Below are 15929 nucleotides of genomic sequence, written 5' to 3' on the forward strand. Positions count from 1 at the left end.
AGATGGCCGGGGGTTTCGCATGTCAGCTGTTGCGTGGGCTGGTGGCAGGCGCAGCCTCAGTAGACGACGACCTTGTCGCCAATGCGGGTCTGGCCGTACAGCCACGCCGCCTGGCTCATCGAGTTCATGTTCACGCAACCGTGCGAGCCGGCGCCGGAATGCCCGATCCGGGCGAACTCGGCGGAGTAGTGCACGGCCTGGCCACCGGAGAAGAACTGGGTGTAGGGCATGTCGACGTCGTACAGGGTTGAGTGCCAGTTGGTCGACTTCAGGTAGATCGAGAAGACGCCGGAACGGGTCGCGAGGCTGGGGCGACCGGTGCGAACCGTCCACGAGCCCTTGATCGAGCCGTTGATCAACCAGTACATGCGCTGGGTGCCCTTGTTGATGCAGATCGTGCGCCCGGTCATGCAGCGGCTGTCCAGCTTCACCGTGGAGGTCTTGACGACGGGCATCTTCACGCGGGAGGCCTTGTCGCGCAGCACGTAGTAGGTCGTCATGTTCATGACGCCGGTGACCTTGAGGCGGTTCTTCGACTGGAAGCTCTTCACCGCAGCGGTGGTCTTCGAGCCGTAGTAGCCGGTGCGCGAGTCGTTGGTCAGGTAGCCGAGCTTGTAGAGCATCGTCTGGAGGCCCTTGACGCGCTCACTGGTCTGCCCGGGCTTTGCGAAGATGGTCGCATCGGCCTTGGCGGCGGCAGCCTTCTTGGCGGCGGCTTCCCGCTCCGCCTGCGCCTTGCGGGCAGCGGCCTCGGCGGCGAGCTTCGCGCGCAGGGCATTGGCCGAGTCGTGGATGCGCTTGTGGGTGTAGCTGTCGACCACGCCGGTGACCTTCAGGCCCTTGGCCTTCTGGTAGGTGGCGACGGCCGACTTGGTGACCGGTCCGTACCGGCCGTCGACGGCCTTGGTGTAGTAGCCGAGGCGCAGCAGGTCGGTCTGGATCGCCTTCACCACGGCGCCGGTCGAGCCGACCTGGGCGACGATGCTGGACGCGACGACGTCGGCCTGTGCCGGCTGCGCCATCTGGACAGTGCCGCCGATCATGGCGGCTGCGGCGGTCGCTGCGACGAGCGAGCGGCGGAACTGGCTGGTCATTGTCGTTCCCTTCAACGGTTGGCGGGTGCTCTCACTGCTGATACGCACCGGCGGGTCCTACGGTTGCACCCCGAGGCAAAGTCGACGAATCCAACCGTTCGACCATCCTGCCACGGGGAGGGGCATCACCGGCCCCCATCCCGGGCAGAGGTGGGGGCCGGCGCGGTCCACTCAGGTTTTCTTCAGGTCTGGTTCAGTTCCGGGCGAACCGGATCAGCCCTGCGAATTTGCCTTGTTGCGGTTGCGGGTCTTGGCGCGGTCGTTGGCCTTGAGCTGCACCTTGCGGATGCGGACGTCCTTCGGGGTGACCTCGAGGCACTCGTCCGCGGCGCAGTACTCCAGGGACTGCTCCAGCGACATGCGGCGCGGGGGGATCAGGCGCTCCAGCTCGTCACCCGTTGCGGAGCGCACATTGGTGAGGTGCTTCTCCTTGGTGGGGTTGACGTCCATCTCGTCTGGACGGGAGTTCTCGCCGACGACCATGCCTTCGTAGACGTCCTCACCGGGGCCGACGAACAGCGTGCCGCGCTCCTGCAGGTTGAACAGAGCATAGGAGGTGACCACGCCGGTGCGGTCGGCGACCAGCGAACCGGTCGGGCGGTTGCGCATCTCACCGGCCCACGGCTCGTGGCCCTCGAAGACGTGGTTCATGATGCCGGTGCCACGGGTCTCGGTGAGGAACTCGGTGCGGAACCCGATCAGCCCACGGCTCGGCAGGACGTACTCCAGGCGCACCCAACCGGTGCCGTGGTTGACCATCTGCTCGAGGCGCGACTTGCGCACGCCGAGCATCTGGCTGACGGCACCGACGAACTCCTCGGGGATGTCGATGGTGAGGCGCTCGGTGGGCTCGTGGACCTTGCCGTCGACCTCCTTGAGAACGACCTCAGGCTTGCCCACGGTCAGCTCGAAGTTCTCGCGGCGCATCATCTCGACCAGGACGGCGAGCTGCAGTTCGCCGCGGCCCTGCACCTCCCAGGTGTCGGGACGCTCGGTGTTGTTGACGCTGATCGAGACATTGCCGATCAGTTCCTGGTCGAGGCGGGCCTTCACGACGCGCGCGGTCAGGTTCTTGCCGACCTTGCCGGCCAGCGGCGAGGTGTTGATACCAATCGTCATGGAGATGGAGGGCTCGTCGACGTGGATCAGCGGCAGCGGCTTCGGATCGGTCGGGTCGGCGATGGTCTCGCCGATGGTGATCTCGGGGATGCCGGCGATGGCGATGATGTCACCGGGGCCGGCGCTCTCGACCGGCTCACGGGTGAGCGCATTGGTCATCAGCAGCTCGGAGAGGCGGACATTGCTGATCGTGCCGTCGCGACGTATCCAGGCGACCTGCTGGCCGCGCTTGATCTCGCCCTCGATGATGCGGCACAGCGCCAATCGTCCCAAGTATGGGGAGGAGTCCAGGTTGGTGACCAGGGCCTGCAGCGGGGCGCCCTCGGTGTAGCTGGGGGCGGGGATGGTGTTCGCGATCGTCTCGAACAGCGGCTGCAGGTTCTCCGAATCGGGCATTTCGCCGTCACCGGGCTGGGTCAGCGAGGCCTTTCCCGCCTTGGCGGAGGCGAAGACGACCGGGAAGTCGAGCTGGTGGGCGGTCTCGTCGTCCACGAGGTCCATGAACAGCTCGTAGGTCTCGTCGATCACCTCGGTGATGCGGGCGTCGGGACGGTCGACCTTGTTGACCACCACGATCAGCGGGAGATTCTTGGCCAGCGCCTTGCGCAGCACGAAGCGGGTCTGGGGCAGCGGGCCCTCTGAGGCATCGACGAGCAGGATGACGCCATCCACCATCTCGAGGCCGCGCTCGACCTCACCACCGAAGTCGGCGTGGCCTGGGGTGTCGATGATGTTGATCAGCAGGTCCTGGCCGTCGGCCATCTCGTGGTGCACCGCGGTGTTCTTCGCAAGGATCGTGATGCCCTTCTCGCGCTCCAGATCCATCGAGTCCATGACGCGATTGTTCACATCCGACCCCTCGCGGAACGCGCCGGACTGCCACAGCATCGCATCGACGAGCGTGGTCTTGCCATGGTCGACGTGCGCGACGATTGCGACATTGCGCAGGTCAGAACGTATGGGCATGAAGGTACCTCGGGTTCTCGTCGGTGGGATAGCCCGTCGAGTCTACTTCCTGCGAAGCGATGCCCCGGACGCGTTGCCCGCTACCTCTCAGGTGCGGGCGCCCGGGGTTGCCGCCCCGGGTTTTCCGGCTCAGCGGCCTTCGGGCTCAGCGGCCTTCGGGCTCAGCGGCCTTCGGGCTCAGCGGTACGCGGCTCAGTGGTTCTCGCGCAGGGCCTGTTCCAGGTCGCGGGGCAGCTCACGTCCGGTGCGGACGCGGGAGTGGCTGCGTGAATAGCCGAAATAGATGGCGAAGCCGATCGCCAGCCACACCAGGAAGCGCAACCAGGTCTCCACCGCGAGATTCAGCATCATGTAGCTGCAGATCAGGGCGGAGATGACGGGCAGCACGGGGGAGAAGGGCACCTTGAAGGGGCGCTTCACGTCGGGCAGCGTGCGCCGCATCACCGGTACGCCGATGCTCACCATGACGAAGGCAGCCAAGGTCCCGATGTTGACCATCTCCTCCAGGTTCCCGATGGGGGTCAGACCGGCGATCAGGGCGATGATGACGGTCATCCAGGCGGTGATGACCCAGGGAGTGCGGAAGCGCGGGTGTACCTTCGCCAGGCTGATCGGCAGCAGGTTGTCACGGCTCATCGCGAAGACGAGGCGGGTGCAGCCGGTCATCTGGGTGAGCACGACCGTGGTCAGGCCCACCACGGCGCCGATCGCGATGACGACCGCCATCCAGGTCTTGCCTTGCTGGGCGAAGGCGTCAGCCAGCGCTCCCGAGGGCTTCATCTTGTCGTAGCGCACCATGCCGGTCACGACGGTGGCGACGGCGCAGTACAGGACGGTGCAGATCACCAGCGAGCCGATGATGCCGCGGGGCAGGTCCCGCTGCGGGTTCTTGGTCTCCTCCGCAGCGGTGGCCACGACGTCGAAACCCAGGAAGGCGAAGAAGACGAGCGCGGCACCGGCGAAGATGCCGCCCACGCCATATGCGGACGGCTCCAGGCCAAGCGCCCATTGGACCAGCGGCTGCTTCCAGCGGTTGGTGACTCCCTCAATGGGCTGCGACGGCGGGATGTAGGGCGAGTAGTTGGCGCGGTTGATGAAGGCCAGGCCGGCGAAGATGACGAACAGCACGATGGCGACCTTGACGGCCACCAGCACGGTCTCGACGCGCATCGACTCCTTGATGCCGATGGTGACCAGCACTCCCAACACGAGCACCAGCACCATGGCGGGAACGTCAACCGTCCCGCCGTAGGAGATGGACGCCGGCAGCGAGATGTCGAAGTAGCCCAGCAGGATCCCGAGGTAGGCGCTCCAACCCTGGGACACCACGGCCGCGGCCAGGAAGAGCTCCAGGATCAGGTCCCAGCCCACGATCCAGGCGATGAACTCACCCATCGAGGCGTAGCTGAAGGTGTACGCGGAACCCGACACCGGCACGGCGGACGCAAACTCGGCGTAGCAGAGCGCCGCGAAGCCGCAGCACAGTGCGGCCAGCGCGAACGACAGCACCACGGCCGGCCCGGAGACCTGGTTGGCCACGCGTCCCGTCATGGTGAAGATGCCGGCACCGACGATGATGCCCACGCCGAAGACCGTGAGGTCCACGGCGGTGAGGGACTTCTTGAGCTGGTACTCGGGCTCGTCGGTGTCGAGCATCGACTGCTCGATCGACTTCGTCCGGAACAGGTCGAGGGACATGGGGGGCCAATCTGTCTGGGGGGCAGTCACATCGTTGCGAGCACACCTTCGGGTGGTCTGGATGTCCGAGGGATGGACGGGGTTTCGTGGCTAGGCTGCAGGCATGGAGCTTCCCGAGACCCATCCCAACCTGATGGCCAGTGCACCGCAGACCCTGCTGCCCTGGGACGGTGCGATCGACGCGCTCGACCAGGGGGCAGCCGCCGTTGACGTGGCGCGGGTCAATCCGGCGTCCCCGCTGGCCTGGGCGATGCTCGCCGAGGAGGCGCTGGAGGCCGGGAACCGCGATGTCGAGGCCTATGCCTACGCCCGCACCGGCTATCACCGTTCGCTCGACCTGCTGCGCCGCAATGGCTGGAAGGGGGCCGGGCCGGTGCCATGGGAGCACGAGCCGAATCAGGGCTTCCTGCGCGCCTTGTGGGCGCTTGCCGTCGCCTCCGGCCGGATCGGTGACAGCGAGGAGCGCGACCGCTGTGCCCAGTTCTTGCGTGACTCGTCCGAGACGGCCTGGCAGGAGCTGGCGGAGCCCCTGCGGTAGAGTTGTCAGGTAATGGCCTGCTCGCGGACGCTCGTCTGCGAGGGGCTTCAACTGTGTCCGGGCTCCGCGGCGAGCTGGACTGGAATCACTTGGAGGGCTGAAATGCCTGGCATCGTGGTGATCGGCACCCAATGGGGCGACGAGGGCAAGGGCAAGGCAGTCGACCAGCTCGGTGAGCGCGTCGACTTCTGTGCCCGCTACTCGGGCGGGAACAACGCCGGTCACACGGTCGTCGTCAATGGCGAGAAGACGGTGTTGCACCTGCTGCCGTCCGGCATCCTCAACGACAACACCACCTGCATCCTCGGCAACGGCGTCGTCCTCGACATGGACGTGCTGTACCAAGAGCTGGACGCGTTGGCCGAGCAGGGCAAGCAGGTTGCGCACCCGCTGATCAGCGCCAATGCCCACATCCTGGCGCCCTACCACCAGACGATCGACAAGGTGACCGAGCGGTTCGCGGGCAAGCGCAGGATCGGCACCACCGGCCGCGGCATCGGCCCCGCCTACTCCGACAAGGTCAACCGGGTCGGCATCCGCGTCCAGGACCTCTTCGACGACGAGATCCTGCGCGACAAGATCTCGGCCGCGATCGCCCAGAAGAACACCTTGCTGGTGAAGATCTTCAACCGTCGCGAGGTGGATCCGGAGCAGGTGTTCCAGGCGCTCGTCGCGCACCGCGACCGGATTCGTCCCCACGTCGTCGACTCGGCCCGCGTGCTGAACGACGCCCTCGATGACGAGAAGGTCGTGCTGTTCGAGGGTGCCCAGGCCCACCACCTGGACGTCGACCACGGCACCTACCCCTATGTCACCTCATCCAATCCGACCGCGGGCGGCGCGTGCACCGGCACCGGCGTCGGCCCCACGCGCATCGACCGCATCGTCGGCATCGCGAAGGCCTACACCACCCGCGTCGGCGAGGGCCCCTTCCCGACCGAGTTGTTCGACGCGGACGGTGAGCGGCTGCGCACCGAGGGCGCCGAGTTCGGCGCCACCACCGGTCGTCCCCGCCGCTGCGGCTGGTTCGACGCGCTGGTGGTCGAACAGGCGGCCACCTACAACGGATGCACAGACATCTTCTTGACCAAGCTCGACATCCTGTCCGGCTGGGACAAGATCCCGGTCTGCGTCGCCTACGAGGTGGACGGCCAGCGGCTGGGCACCATGCCCGTCGACCAGGGCCTGTTCGCCCGTGCGACGCCCGTCTTCGAGTACCTCGAGGGTTGGCACGAGGACATCTCGGGTGCGCGGAGCTTTGACGACCTGCCGCCCAACTGCCAGGCCTACGTCCACCGCCTCGAGGAACTCATCGGGTGCCGGATCAGCGGCATCGGTGTCGGGCCGGGGCGTGAGCAGACGGTCACCATCAACGACCTGCTGTGAGCCAGCAAGCGCCGGAGCCGGCTGGGGAGTCGCTGGACCCATCCGATCTCGACCACCCTGACCGGGACCTGATCGGGCGCACCGAGCTCGTGATGCGCGCGGGAACCCTGATGCTCACCTCGGGCACGAGCAGCCTGCGCGTGGCCGAGTTGATGCGCCGCGTCGCAAAGGCCCTGGAACTCGACACCATCTCGACGCGCATCTCCTTCACCGACATCGGCCTGACCGTTAGCAGGGGCGGCATCTACCGCACACAGGTCTCCGACGTCCCCACTCCGGGCGTCAACGCGCAGCGGATCGCGTCACTGCAGGAACTCTCGCGTGACCTGCCCGTCCCATCGACGCCGCAGGAGGTCGCGCGCCGCCTCGGCGCCGTCGAGCGCTCGCTGCCGCAACGCCCGGACTGGTTGATGGCGGTGTTGGTCGCCCTGGCGTGCGCCTCGGTGGCGGTGCTGGCCAATGGCGGCTGGCGGGAGGTGGCCGCGGTGTTGCCCGCCTCGGCCGTGGGTTACCTCACCCAGCGCTGGCTGCTGCGCCGCAAGTTCAACCTGCTGGCCGTCGTGATGAGCGCGACCTCGGTCTCCTGCGGTGGTTTCGTGCTGGTGAGCCACCTGCTGGACCTGGTGATGGGTGGCCAGAGCCCGCGGATGGCGGCGGGTTTCATCTGCGCGGCCATCTTCCTGATCCCCGGCTTCCCGCTGGTGACCGGTGGGCTCGACCTGGGACGCATCGACCTGCATGCAGGCATCCCGCGGGTCGCCTACGCCGCGATGGTGCTGTTGGCGATGGCCATCGGTGTCTGGTTGCTGACCCGTACGGCCGGGGTCCAACCGGACGTCGTTGCGCCGGTGAGCGGGCATCTTGCGGTGGTGTGGCTGGCACGTCTGGGGGCCAGTTTCTTCGCCGTCTTCGGCTGGGCCATGATGTTCAACTCGCCCGTTCGGGTGGCGATGGCATCGGGGGCGATTGCCATGGTCGCCAATGCCCCGCGCCTGGTCGCCCTGGACCACGGTGTCGCCAACCACGTGGCCACCTTCTTCTCCTGCTTCGCGATCGGGTTGCTGTGTGCCGTGGTGGGGCGCTGGTTCCGAATGGAACGCATCATCATGACCGTCCCCACAGTGCTGGTCTCGATCCCCGGCTCATCCGCGCTCAGGACGCTGGTCTACTTCGACCGGCAGGACGTGCTGCCCGCCGTCGAGAACGGGGTGGCGACGGTGCTGGTGGTGGTCGCGATGGTGGCGGGCCTGCTGGGCGCCTTGATGCTCACCGAGTCCGAGTGGGCCTTCAGCGGCCCGCGCCGCTGAGCAGCCGCGGCCCGATCCCAACGCGACGGCGTGCCCGTCGGGACAACGCAACAGCGCGCCGGACCATGTCCGGCGCGCTGTTGCGTCTGCTGCGTGGTGTCATCCCTGCTTCTTGGGCTTCTTGCAGCCGTCCCGGTTGTCATGGCAGGTCTCGGACGGATCGCTGGTCGCGGTCCCCGCCGGAGCGGTGGTCGCCGGATCCTTCGTGGTGGAGGAAGCAGGCGTCGTCCTGCCCGTGTCCACAGGCGGATCGGTCTCGGCCGGGGCCGTCGTGACCGGAGCGGTGGTGGTCGGCTCCTGGGTGACCGGAGCGGTGGTGGGCGGCTCCTGGGGGACCGGAGCGGTGGTGGTCGGAGCCTGTGTCACGGGCGCGGTGATGGTCGATGTGGCGGGCACGCGGGTGCCGTCGGCCCGGTCGGTCTTCGTCGCGGATGGGGCATTGGTCGCCGGTGCCTTGGTCTTTGCGCTGGCGGCACCAGTCGAGGGCTGGGTGGCACCAGGCCGGGAGCTGTCAGCGGGGCTGGGGGTGACCACCTCGATCCGTCCGGTCGAGGGGTTCACCGTGGCGTAGGGCGAGCTTGAGGCAGGCATCGTGGTGGTCTGGACCGACGGCTGCGCGCCGTTTGACGGGCCGGTGGCGGCCGTGCTGCCCGCGGGAACCGAGGTGGTGGCGCGGGGGGTGACCGTCGGGTTCGGTGCGCCATTGGGGGTGGGGCTCCCGATGGGGTCGGTGGAGCGCGGCTGCGCCAAGTGTCCGGCCAGACCGCCCAGGAGTTCCGCGGATGAGGTCTTTGGCTCGGCACCGTCCACGGGCGCGACCACGTTGACGACCATGCTGGCCGTGACCGCGATGAGGAAGAGGGCGGCTCCATTGCGCGCGAAGTTCACAGGACACCTCATTCTCGTGGGGATGTCGAGAGGGGGGTGTTCCTCCCAACTTCAGGATTCTAGCCGGGTGCAGGGCCCAACCGGGCCCTCCGCCTGGGGCAAGAAGGGGGTTCAGCCACTGGCCGAACCCCCTTCTGCGTGGAAACGCGAGGCCACGGACTACTTGGTCAGCCCCTCGATGACCTCGTTGAAGGTCGCGGACGGACGCATGACGGCGGCTGCCTTGTCGGCGTCGGGGCGGTAGTAGCCCCCGATGTCGGCCGGCTTGCCCTGCACCGCAAGCAGTTCGTCGGCGATCTTCTGCTCGTTGGCGGCAAGCTTCTCCGAAACCGGGGCGAAAGCCGCTGCCAACTCCGCGTCCTCGGCCTGCTTGGACAGCTCCTGGGCCCAGTAGAGGGCCAGGTAGAAGTGCGAGCCGCGGTTGTCGATCTGGCCGACGCGACGAGCCGGGGACTTGTTCTCGTTCAGCAACGTCTCCGTGGCGCGGTCGAGGGTGGCCGCGAGCACCTTGGCGCGCGGGTTGGAGTCGAACTCACCCAGGTGGCGCAGCGACTCGGCGAGGGCCAGGAACTCACCCAGGGAGTCCCAGCGCAGGTAGTCCTCCTCGACGAGCTGCTGGACGTGCTTGGGGGCGGAGCCGCCGGCGCCGGTCTCGAACAGGCCACCGCCGTTCATCAGCGGGACGACCGACAGCATCTTGGCCGAGGTGCCCAGCTCGAGGATCGGGAACAGGTCGGTGTTGTAGTCACGCAGCACGTTGCCGGTCACCGAGATGGTGTTCTGGCCCTTGCGGATGCGCTCGATCGAGGTCTTGCAGGCCTCGACGGGCGACGCGATGGTGATGTCCAGGCCGGTGGTGTCGTGGTCGGCCAGGTACTTGTTCACCAGGTCGATGACATTGCGGTCGTGGGCACGCTCGGGGTCGAGCCAGAAGATGGCGGGCTCGCCGGATGCCTTGGCGCGGGTCACGGCCAGCTTCACCCAGTCACGGATCGGGGCGTCCTTGGTCTGGCAGGCGCGCCAGATGTCCCCGGCGGCGACGTCGTGGCCCATCAGCACCTCGCCGGCGGCGTTGACAACCTCGACGCGACCGTCGCGGTCGATCTCGAAGGTCTTGTCGTGGGAGCCGTACTCCTCGGCCTTCTGTGCCATCAGGCCGACATTGGGAACCGATCCCATGGTGGTCGGGTCGAAGGCGCCGTTGGCACGGCAGTCGTCGATCACGGCCTGGTAGACGCCGGCGTAGGAGGAGTCGGGGATCACCGCGAGGGTGTCCTGCTCGGCGCCCTCGGCATTCCACATGTGGCCCGAGGTGCGGATCATGGCGGGCATCGAGGCGTCCACGATGACATCGCTGGGGACGTGCAGGTTGGTGATGCCCTTGTCGGAGTTCACCATCGCCAGCGCCGGGCCTGCGGCGAGCTCGTCGTCGAAGGACTTCTTGATCTCGGCGCCGTTGGGCAGCGCGTCCAGACCGGCGAAGATGCCGCCCAGACCGTTGTTGGCGCTCAGGCCGGCGGCGTCGAGGTCCTTGCCGTACTTCTCGAAGGTCTGCGGGAAGAAGGCCTTCACGACGTGGCCGAAGATGATCGGGTCGGAGACCTTCATCATCGTCGCCTTGAGGTGGGTGGAGAACAGCACGCCCTCGTCCTTGGCGCGCTGCACCTGCTCGGCCAGGAAGGCGTCCAGCGCCTTGGCGCGCAGCACGGTGCCGTCGACGACCTCGCCGGCGAGCACCTTCAGGCCGCTCTTCAGCTCGGTGGTCTGGCCATCGGCGCCGACCAGGCGGATGGTCAGCGTGTCGTCGGCGGGCAGCACGACCGACAGCTCGTTGTGGCGGAAGTCGTCGGCGTCCATCGTCGCGACATTCGTCTTCGAGTCGGACGACCAGGCGCCCATCGAGTGCGGGTGCGCCTTGGCGTAGTTCTTGACGGCCTGGGGCGCTCGGCGGTCGGAGTTGCCCTCGCGCAGCACTGGGTTCACCGCGGAACCCTTGACGGCGTCGATCTTGGCCTTGTCGTCGGCGGAGGCGGTGTCGTAGTCGGGGATGTCCAGGCCCTGGGCCTGCAGTTCGGCGATGGCCGCCTTGAGCTGGGGAACCGAGGCCGAGATGTTCGGGAGCTTGATGATGTTGGCCTCCGGCGTCTTGGCCAGCTCGCCCAGCTCGGCCAGGTCGTCCGACTGCAGGCCAAAGGCGGCTGCGAGGCGGCCGGCCAGCGAGATGTCGCGGGTCTCGACCTCGACCCCGGCGGTCGAGGTGTAGGCCTCGACGATGGGCAGCAGCGAGTAGGTCGCCAGCATGGGGGCTTCGTCGGTGATGGTGTAGATGATCTTCGCCATGGGGCGGCAATCTCCCTCGATCTCGTCGGTGGACAGACCCGGCCGGGGCCGAGGGCCTGCGCAGTTGGCCGCTGGCACTCGTTGCCAGCCTGCACGCCGAGCTTATCGGGCTGCTCCGGCAGGCGCGAGGTCGCCGCCGGGGGTGGACGTGCCGGCTTTGTGATTCGTGCGTACTGATCCGGGAGTACGGGTCAGCTGCCCGCGGGGACGAGTTCGAGGACGCCCGTGACCTGTTCGTCCTCGGTCTCGATCGACAGATTGACGCTCGATCCTGCCGGGGCCTGGACCGGGTCTCCGGAGATCTCCCCGGGGCAGTTCAGGTCGCCGGCGAAGGAGTCGGTCTCCGAGATGTCGCCGGTGAAGGTCAGCGTCCCCTTGCCCGTGCAGCGGACGGTCCAGGTGTGCGCCTCGATGGCCTTGGGGAGCGTCAGCGTCGCCGTCCTGGTTCCTCCGGTGGTGACCTGGGCCACGGCATTGCCGGCCGGAGTGGGCGCGGGGATGCTGGAACCTGCGCACGAGGCGAGCAACAGGGCGGCCGGCAGAAGCAGGGCGGCGTGACGACGGGTCATGTGTGAACTGTTGCACCGGTGGGTGTCATGTCGGCGCATTGGTGAACCTGATGACAGCGCGTCCTGGCAGGGATTCCCCGAGCTGGCTGAAGCCGAGGGACTCGTGGAGGCGGCTGTCTGGTGACACTTGCCCAGGGGTGGACGCGAGATCAGTCCCCGTGGAGCCCGATCAGTCCCTGTCGATCAGGACTGATCCGGCCTTCGCGGGACTGGTGTGTGGGCCAAGGGCTTGGTGCGAAATGCAGGAGAGACCCTCGACAGGCTCGGAGAACGTGCGGGTGGGCCTGGGGCCGTGAGCGTGGGGCCCGGGGAGCGTGAGCCTGGGGCTCGGGGAACGTGGCCAGGGGCCGGGCGCAGGGGCTCCGCCCGATAGGGTTCGGGCGTGACCACACCCCTCACCGTCCTCGTGATCGGCGCCGGCGGACGTGAGCATGCGCTCGCGTTGGCCATCTCCCGCGACCCGGCCGTGGTGGCCGTCCACGTCGCCCCCGGGAACCCCGGGACCGCTTCCTTCGCGACCAACCATCCCGTCGACGCCCTCGACGGAGCAGCCGTCGCCGCGCTGGCCACTGAGCTGGGCGCGAACCTCGTCGTGGTCGGGCCCGAGGCCCCGCTCGTTGCGGGCGTTGCCGACGCGGTCCGCGAGGCCGGGATCGCCTGCTTCGGACCCTCGGGTGCAGCCGCTCAGATCGAGGGCTCCAAGGCCTTCGCCAAGGACGTGATGAACGCGGCCGGGGTGCCCACCGCGCAGGCCCGCGTCTGCTCCACCCTCGACGAGGTGACCGCCGCCCTCGACGAGTTCGGCCCTGCCTACGTCGTGAAGGACGACGGTCTGGCAGCCGGCAAGGGCGTCGTGGTCACCGACGACCGCGCCGAGGCCATCGCCCACGCCGAAAGCTGCCTGGCCACCGACGGCCACCGCGTCGTCATCGAGGAGTTCCTCGACGGCCCCGAGGTGAGCCTGTTCGCCATCACCGACGGCACCACCGCTCGCTGCTTCGAGCCAGCCCAGGACTTCAAGCGCGTCGGCGACGACGACGCCGGACCCAACACCGGCGGCATGGGCGCCTACACCCCGCTCCCGTGGGCCCCCGCCGACATCGTCGACCAGGTCGAACGGACGGTGATCATGCCCAGCCTGCGCGAGCTGGAACGCCGCGGCACCCCCTTCTCCGGCCTGCTCTACGCCGGCCTCGCGCTCACCTCCCGCGGCATCCGCGTGATCGAGTTCAACGCCCGCTTCGGCGATCCCGAGACCCAGGCCCTGCTGGCCCGCCTGTCCAGCCCGCTCGGTCAGGTGCTCCATGCCGCCGCGACCGGCACTCTCGACCAGACCGGCCCGCTGGAATGGGGTGACGGCGCCGCGGTCGTCGTCGTGATGGCCGCCAACGGCTACCCCGGCACTCCCGACAAGGGCGGACGCATCGTGCTGGCCCCCGACACCGACACGGCGCACACGATTCATGCTGGTACCGCCTTCGGCGGGGGCCACGCTGGTACCGCCTTCGGCGGGGGCCACGCTGGTACCGCCACAGGAGCCGACGACGAGCTTGTCGCCGCCGGTGGACGCGTGCTGGGCGTCGTCGGCACCGGGGCCGACCTTGCCGAGGCCCGCGAGCGTGCTTACGCGCAGGTCGGCGCCACCGACTTCGCGTCCGGCTTCAACCGCAGCGACATCGCACTCAAGGCGGCCGAGGGCCGCATCGACCTGCCGTCCTTCTATGCCACCCAGGAGTCCTGACATGACCGTGCCGAATGTGCTCGCCAACCGCTACGCGTCCACCGAGATGCGCGAGATCTGGTCGCCCGAGGCGAAGGTCGTGATGGAGCGCGAGCTGTGGCTCGCCGTCCTCGAGGCCCAGCGGGACCTGGGGATCGACTTTGGCGGCGACGACGCCCAGCAGGTCATCGACGACTACCGCGCGCACCTGTCCGAGGTCGACCTGGGCAGCATCGACGCTCGCGAGCGCGTCACCCGTCACGACGTCAAGGCCCGCATCGAGGAGTTCAACGACCTGGCCGGCCACGAGCACGTCCACAAGGGCATGACCTCACGCGACCTCACCGAGAACATCGAACAGCACCAGGTGCTGCGCTCGCTGCAGCTCGTCCGCGCGCGCATCGTCACCGCGCTCGCCATGACCAGCGAGCTGGCGGTCAAGTACGCCGAGCAACCAGTAACCGGTCGCTCCCACAACGTCGCCGCGCAGGTCACCACCTTGGGCAAGCGGCTCGCGTCCGCCGCCGACGAACTGCTCGTCGCCCACGCCCGCGTCAGCGAACTCATCGACCGCTACCCGGCCCGCGGCATCAAGGGCCCGATGGGCACCGCGCAGGACATGCTCGACCTGCTGGACGGCGACACCGCCAAGCTCGACCAGCTCGAGACGCGCGTGGTCAGCGCCCTGGGCTTCGCCCAGCGCCTCGACTCGGTCGGCCAGGTCTACCCGCGCAGCCTCGACTTCGACGTCCTGTCTGCCCTCTACCAGGTCTCGACCGGGCCCTCCTCGCTCTGCACCACCCTGCGCCTGATGGCCGGCAACGAACTGGTCACCGAGGGCTTCAAGCCCGGCCAGGTCGGATCGTCCGCGATGCCGCACAAGATGAACGCCCGCTCCTGCGAGCGCGTCAACGGTTTCAACGTCATCCTGCGCGGCTATGTCGCGATGGGCGAGGGCCTGTCGGGGGTGCAGTGGAATGAGGGCGACGTCTCCTGCTCGGTCGTGCGCCGCGTCGCGCTCCCGGACGCCTTCTTCGCGCTCGACGGCATGTTCGAGACCTTCTTGACGGTGCTGGGTGATTTCGGAGCCTTCGAGGCTGTCATTGACGCCGAACTGGAGCGCTACCTGCCCTTCCTCACCACCACCAAGGTGCTGATGGCCGCCGTCCGCAAGGGGACGGGACGTGAGGAGGCGCACGAGGCGATCAAGGAGAACGCCGTGGCCGTCGCGCTGGAGATGCGCGAGACCGGACGCCGCGACAACGACCTGTTCGCCCGCCTCGCCACCGACGAGCGCCTCGGCCTGACCGCCGACGAGCTCGCCGCCCTGGTCAGCGCGCCGATGGAACTCACCGGCGACGCAACCGGCCAGGTCGCCCGCGTGGCGGCCAAGGTCGCGGTGCTGACCGAGGCCGACCCCGAGGCTGCCGCATACCGTCCCGGTTCGGTGCTCTGAGGCACGCCCGCACACCCGGTCCAGTAGGTTTCCCGGCATGGGAGCTGTCTGCTTGGGGCTGACGAACCTGGACCTCGTCCAGCGCGTGTCCAACCCGCCCGAGATCGGCCGCAAGCAGGTCGTCGAGTTCACCGAGTTGTGCGCCGGAGGCCCGGCCGCCAATGCGGCAATCACCGCCGCGGCCCTGCTCGGGGAGTGCACGCTCATCACCGGCCTGGGTGCGAGCCCTGCAGCGGAGCTGTGCCGCGCCGACCTCACCGCGCACGGCGTCCGCGTCCTCGACCTCGCGCCGGCCGGCTGGCAGCTGCCCACCTCGGCCTGCGTCATCACCCCCGACGGCGAGCGCACCGTCTTCAGCCAGTCGGCCCTGGGTTCCAGGCTGCAACTCAGCGACCGGGCGCGCGAGGCGCTCGCGTACGCCGACGCGCTGCTGCTGGACGGGCACCACCCGGTCGCAGCCGGGATGGCCATCGGTCTGGTCGCCGACGGCGACTGTGTCACCCTGCTGGACGCGGGGTCGGTCAAACCGGCCGCGGAGAGCTGGCTCAGTTGGCTGGACGTCGTGGCCGGCTCGGCCGACTACGCCAGCGGTCTGGGCACCGATCTGGACGGCGCCCTCGCCCATGTCGTCGACGCGGGGGCAACGGCGGCGGTGATGACCGATGGCCCGCGCGAGGTGATCTGGTGCCACCCCACCGGAGCCGGACGAGTCGTGCCGCCAGCGGTGGAGGCGATCGACACCCTCGGCGCCGGGGACGCCTTCCACGGCGCACTGCTGGCCGGACTGCTCACCCACGACGGGGACCTTGGCGAAGCCGTGCAAATGGCCGTGGTGACCGCATCGACGC

General features: G+C 68.4%; 12 protein-coding genes. 6 read left to right on the forward strand and 6 right to left on the reverse strand.

What is annotated here, in order from left to right:
* Window positions 1-56 precede the first annotated feature (56 nt).
* The 3 genes from ABD089_RS04400 to ABD089_RS04410 all read right to left on the reverse strand — a co-directional run bounded on the left by ABD089_RS04400 (window position 57) and on the right by ABD089_RS04410 (window position 4877).
* Window positions 57-1094, reverse strand: coding sequence for a L,D-transpeptidase family protein (locus tag ABD089_RS04400; protein ID WP_343885001.1), 1038 nt, complete (start codon window positions 1092-1094; stop codon window positions 57-59).
* 213 nt (window positions 1095-1307) lie between these two features.
* Complete coding sequence (gene typA, locus ABD089_RS04405) at window positions 1308-3179, reverse strand: translational GTPase TypA (protein ID WP_343885002.1); 1872 nt, start codon at window positions 3177-3179, stop codon at window positions 1308-1310.
* 192 nt (window positions 3180-3371) lie between these two features.
* Window positions 3372-4877 (reverse strand): amino acid permease, encoded by a 1506-nt coding sequence (locus ABD089_RS04410; protein WP_343885003.1) that lies wholly within the window; start codon window positions 4875-4877, stop codon window positions 3372-3374.
* A 103-nt stretch (window positions 4878-4980) separates the two neighbouring features.
* Here ABD089_RS04410 and ABD089_RS04415 point away from each other — a divergent pair, with 103 nt between their 5' ends.
* From ABD089_RS04415 to ABD089_RS04425, 3 genes are all read left to right on the forward strand, one after another.
* A complete protein-coding gene (locus tag ABD089_RS04415) occupies window positions 4981-5415 on the forward strand; it encodes a DUF3151 domain-containing protein (RefSeq protein WP_343885005.1) in 435 nt (144 codons plus the stop codon).
* A gap of 102 nt (window positions 5416-5517) precedes the next feature.
* Window positions 5518-6801: an adenylosuccinate synthase gene (locus ABD089_RS04420; protein WP_343885006.1), complete on the forward strand. Its 1284-nt coding sequence runs from the start codon at window positions 5518-5520 to the stop codon at window positions 6799-6801.
* Window positions 6798-8108 carry a threonine/serine exporter family protein gene (locus ABD089_RS04425; protein ID WP_343885007.1) on the forward strand — a complete coding sequence of 437 codons (1311 nt, stop codon included), beginning with the start codon at window positions 6798-6800 and terminating at the stop codon, window positions 8106-8108. Before ABD089_RS04420 ends, ABD089_RS04425 begins: the two co-directional genes overlap by 4 nt.
* 99 nt (window positions 8109-8207) lie before the next feature.
* Here ABD089_RS04425 and ABD089_RS04430 read toward each other — a convergent pair whose 3' ends face one another.
* From ABD089_RS04430 to ABD089_RS04440, 3 genes are all read right to left on the reverse strand, one after another.
* Window positions 8208-8996, reverse strand: coding sequence for a hypothetical protein (locus tag ABD089_RS04430; RefSeq protein ID WP_343885008.1), 789 nt, complete (start codon window positions 8994-8996; stop codon window positions 8208-8210).
* 159 nt (window positions 8997-9155) lie between these two features.
* Window positions 9156-11336, reverse strand: a complete 2181-nt coding sequence (locus ABD089_RS04435; RefSeq protein ID WP_343885009.1) for an NADP-dependent isocitrate dehydrogenase — start codon at window positions 11334-11336, stop codon at window positions 9156-9158.
* Window positions 11337-11527: 191 nt separating this feature from the next.
* Window positions 11528-11905, reverse strand: a complete 378-nt coding sequence (locus tag ABD089_RS04440) for a hypothetical protein (protein ID WP_343885010.1) — start codon at window positions 11903-11905, stop codon at window positions 11528-11530.
* 382 nt (window positions 11906-12287) lie between these two features.
* Here ABD089_RS04440 and purD point away from each other — a divergent pair, with 382 nt between their 5' ends.
* The 3 genes from purD to ABD089_RS04455 all read left to right on the forward strand — a co-directional run.
* Window positions 12288-13646, forward strand: a complete 1359-nt coding sequence (gene purD, locus ABD089_RS04445; RefSeq protein WP_343885011.1) for a phosphoribosylamine--glycine ligase — start codon at window positions 12288-12290, stop codon at window positions 13644-13646.
* A 1-nt stretch (window position 13647) separates the two neighbouring features.
* Entirely contained in the window at window positions 13648-15081 is a 1434-nt protein-coding gene (gene purB / locus ABD089_RS04450) for an adenylosuccinate lyase (RefSeq protein WP_343885012.1), read from the forward strand.
* Between the two features lie 37 nt (window positions 15082-15118).
* A partial coding sequence (locus ABD089_RS04455) for a carbohydrate kinase family protein (RefSeq protein WP_343885013.1) occupies window positions 15119-15929 on the forward strand: 811 nt, incomplete at its 3' end.

Source organism: Luteococcus sanguinis (assembly GCF_039527675.1).
GTDB classification, from domain to species: Bacteria; Actinomycetota; Actinomycetes; order Propionibacteriales; family Propionibacteriaceae; genus Luteococcus; species Luteococcus sanguinis.

Excerpts from the sequence above, each read along its gene's own strand:
- ABD089_RS04440 (WP_343885010.1), bottom strand. The coding sequence starts at position 11,905 with ATGACCCGTCGTCACGCCGCCCTGCTTCTGCCGGCCGCCCTGTTGCTC.
- ABD089_RS04400 (WP_343885001.1), bottom strand. The coding sequence starts at position 1,094 with ATGACCAGCCAGTTCCGCCGCTCGCTCGTCGCAGCGACCGCCGCAGCC.
- purB (WP_343885012.1), top strand. The coding sequence starts at position 13,648 with ATGACCGTGCCGAATGTGCTCGCCAACCGCTACGCGTCCACCGAGATG.
- ABD089_RS04410 (WP_343885003.1), bottom strand. The coding sequence starts at position 4,877 with ATGTCCCTCGACCTGTTCCGGACGAAGTCGATCGAGCAGTCGATGCTC.
- ABD089_RS04435 (WP_343885009.1), bottom strand. The coding sequence starts at position 11,336 with ATGGCGAAGATCATCTACACCATCACCGACGAAGCCCCCATGCTGGCG.
- ABD089_RS04415 (WP_343885005.1), top strand. The coding sequence starts at position 4,981 with ATGGAGCTTCCCGAGACCCATCCCAACCTGATGGCCAGTGCACCGCAG.
- typA (WP_343885002.1), bottom strand. The coding sequence starts at position 3,179 with ATGCCCATACGTTCTGACCTGCGCAATGTCGCAATCGTCGCGCACGTC.
- ABD089_RS04420 (WP_343885006.1), top strand. The coding sequence starts at position 5,518 with ATGCCTGGCATCGTGGTGATCGGCACCCAATGGGGCGACGAGGGCAAG.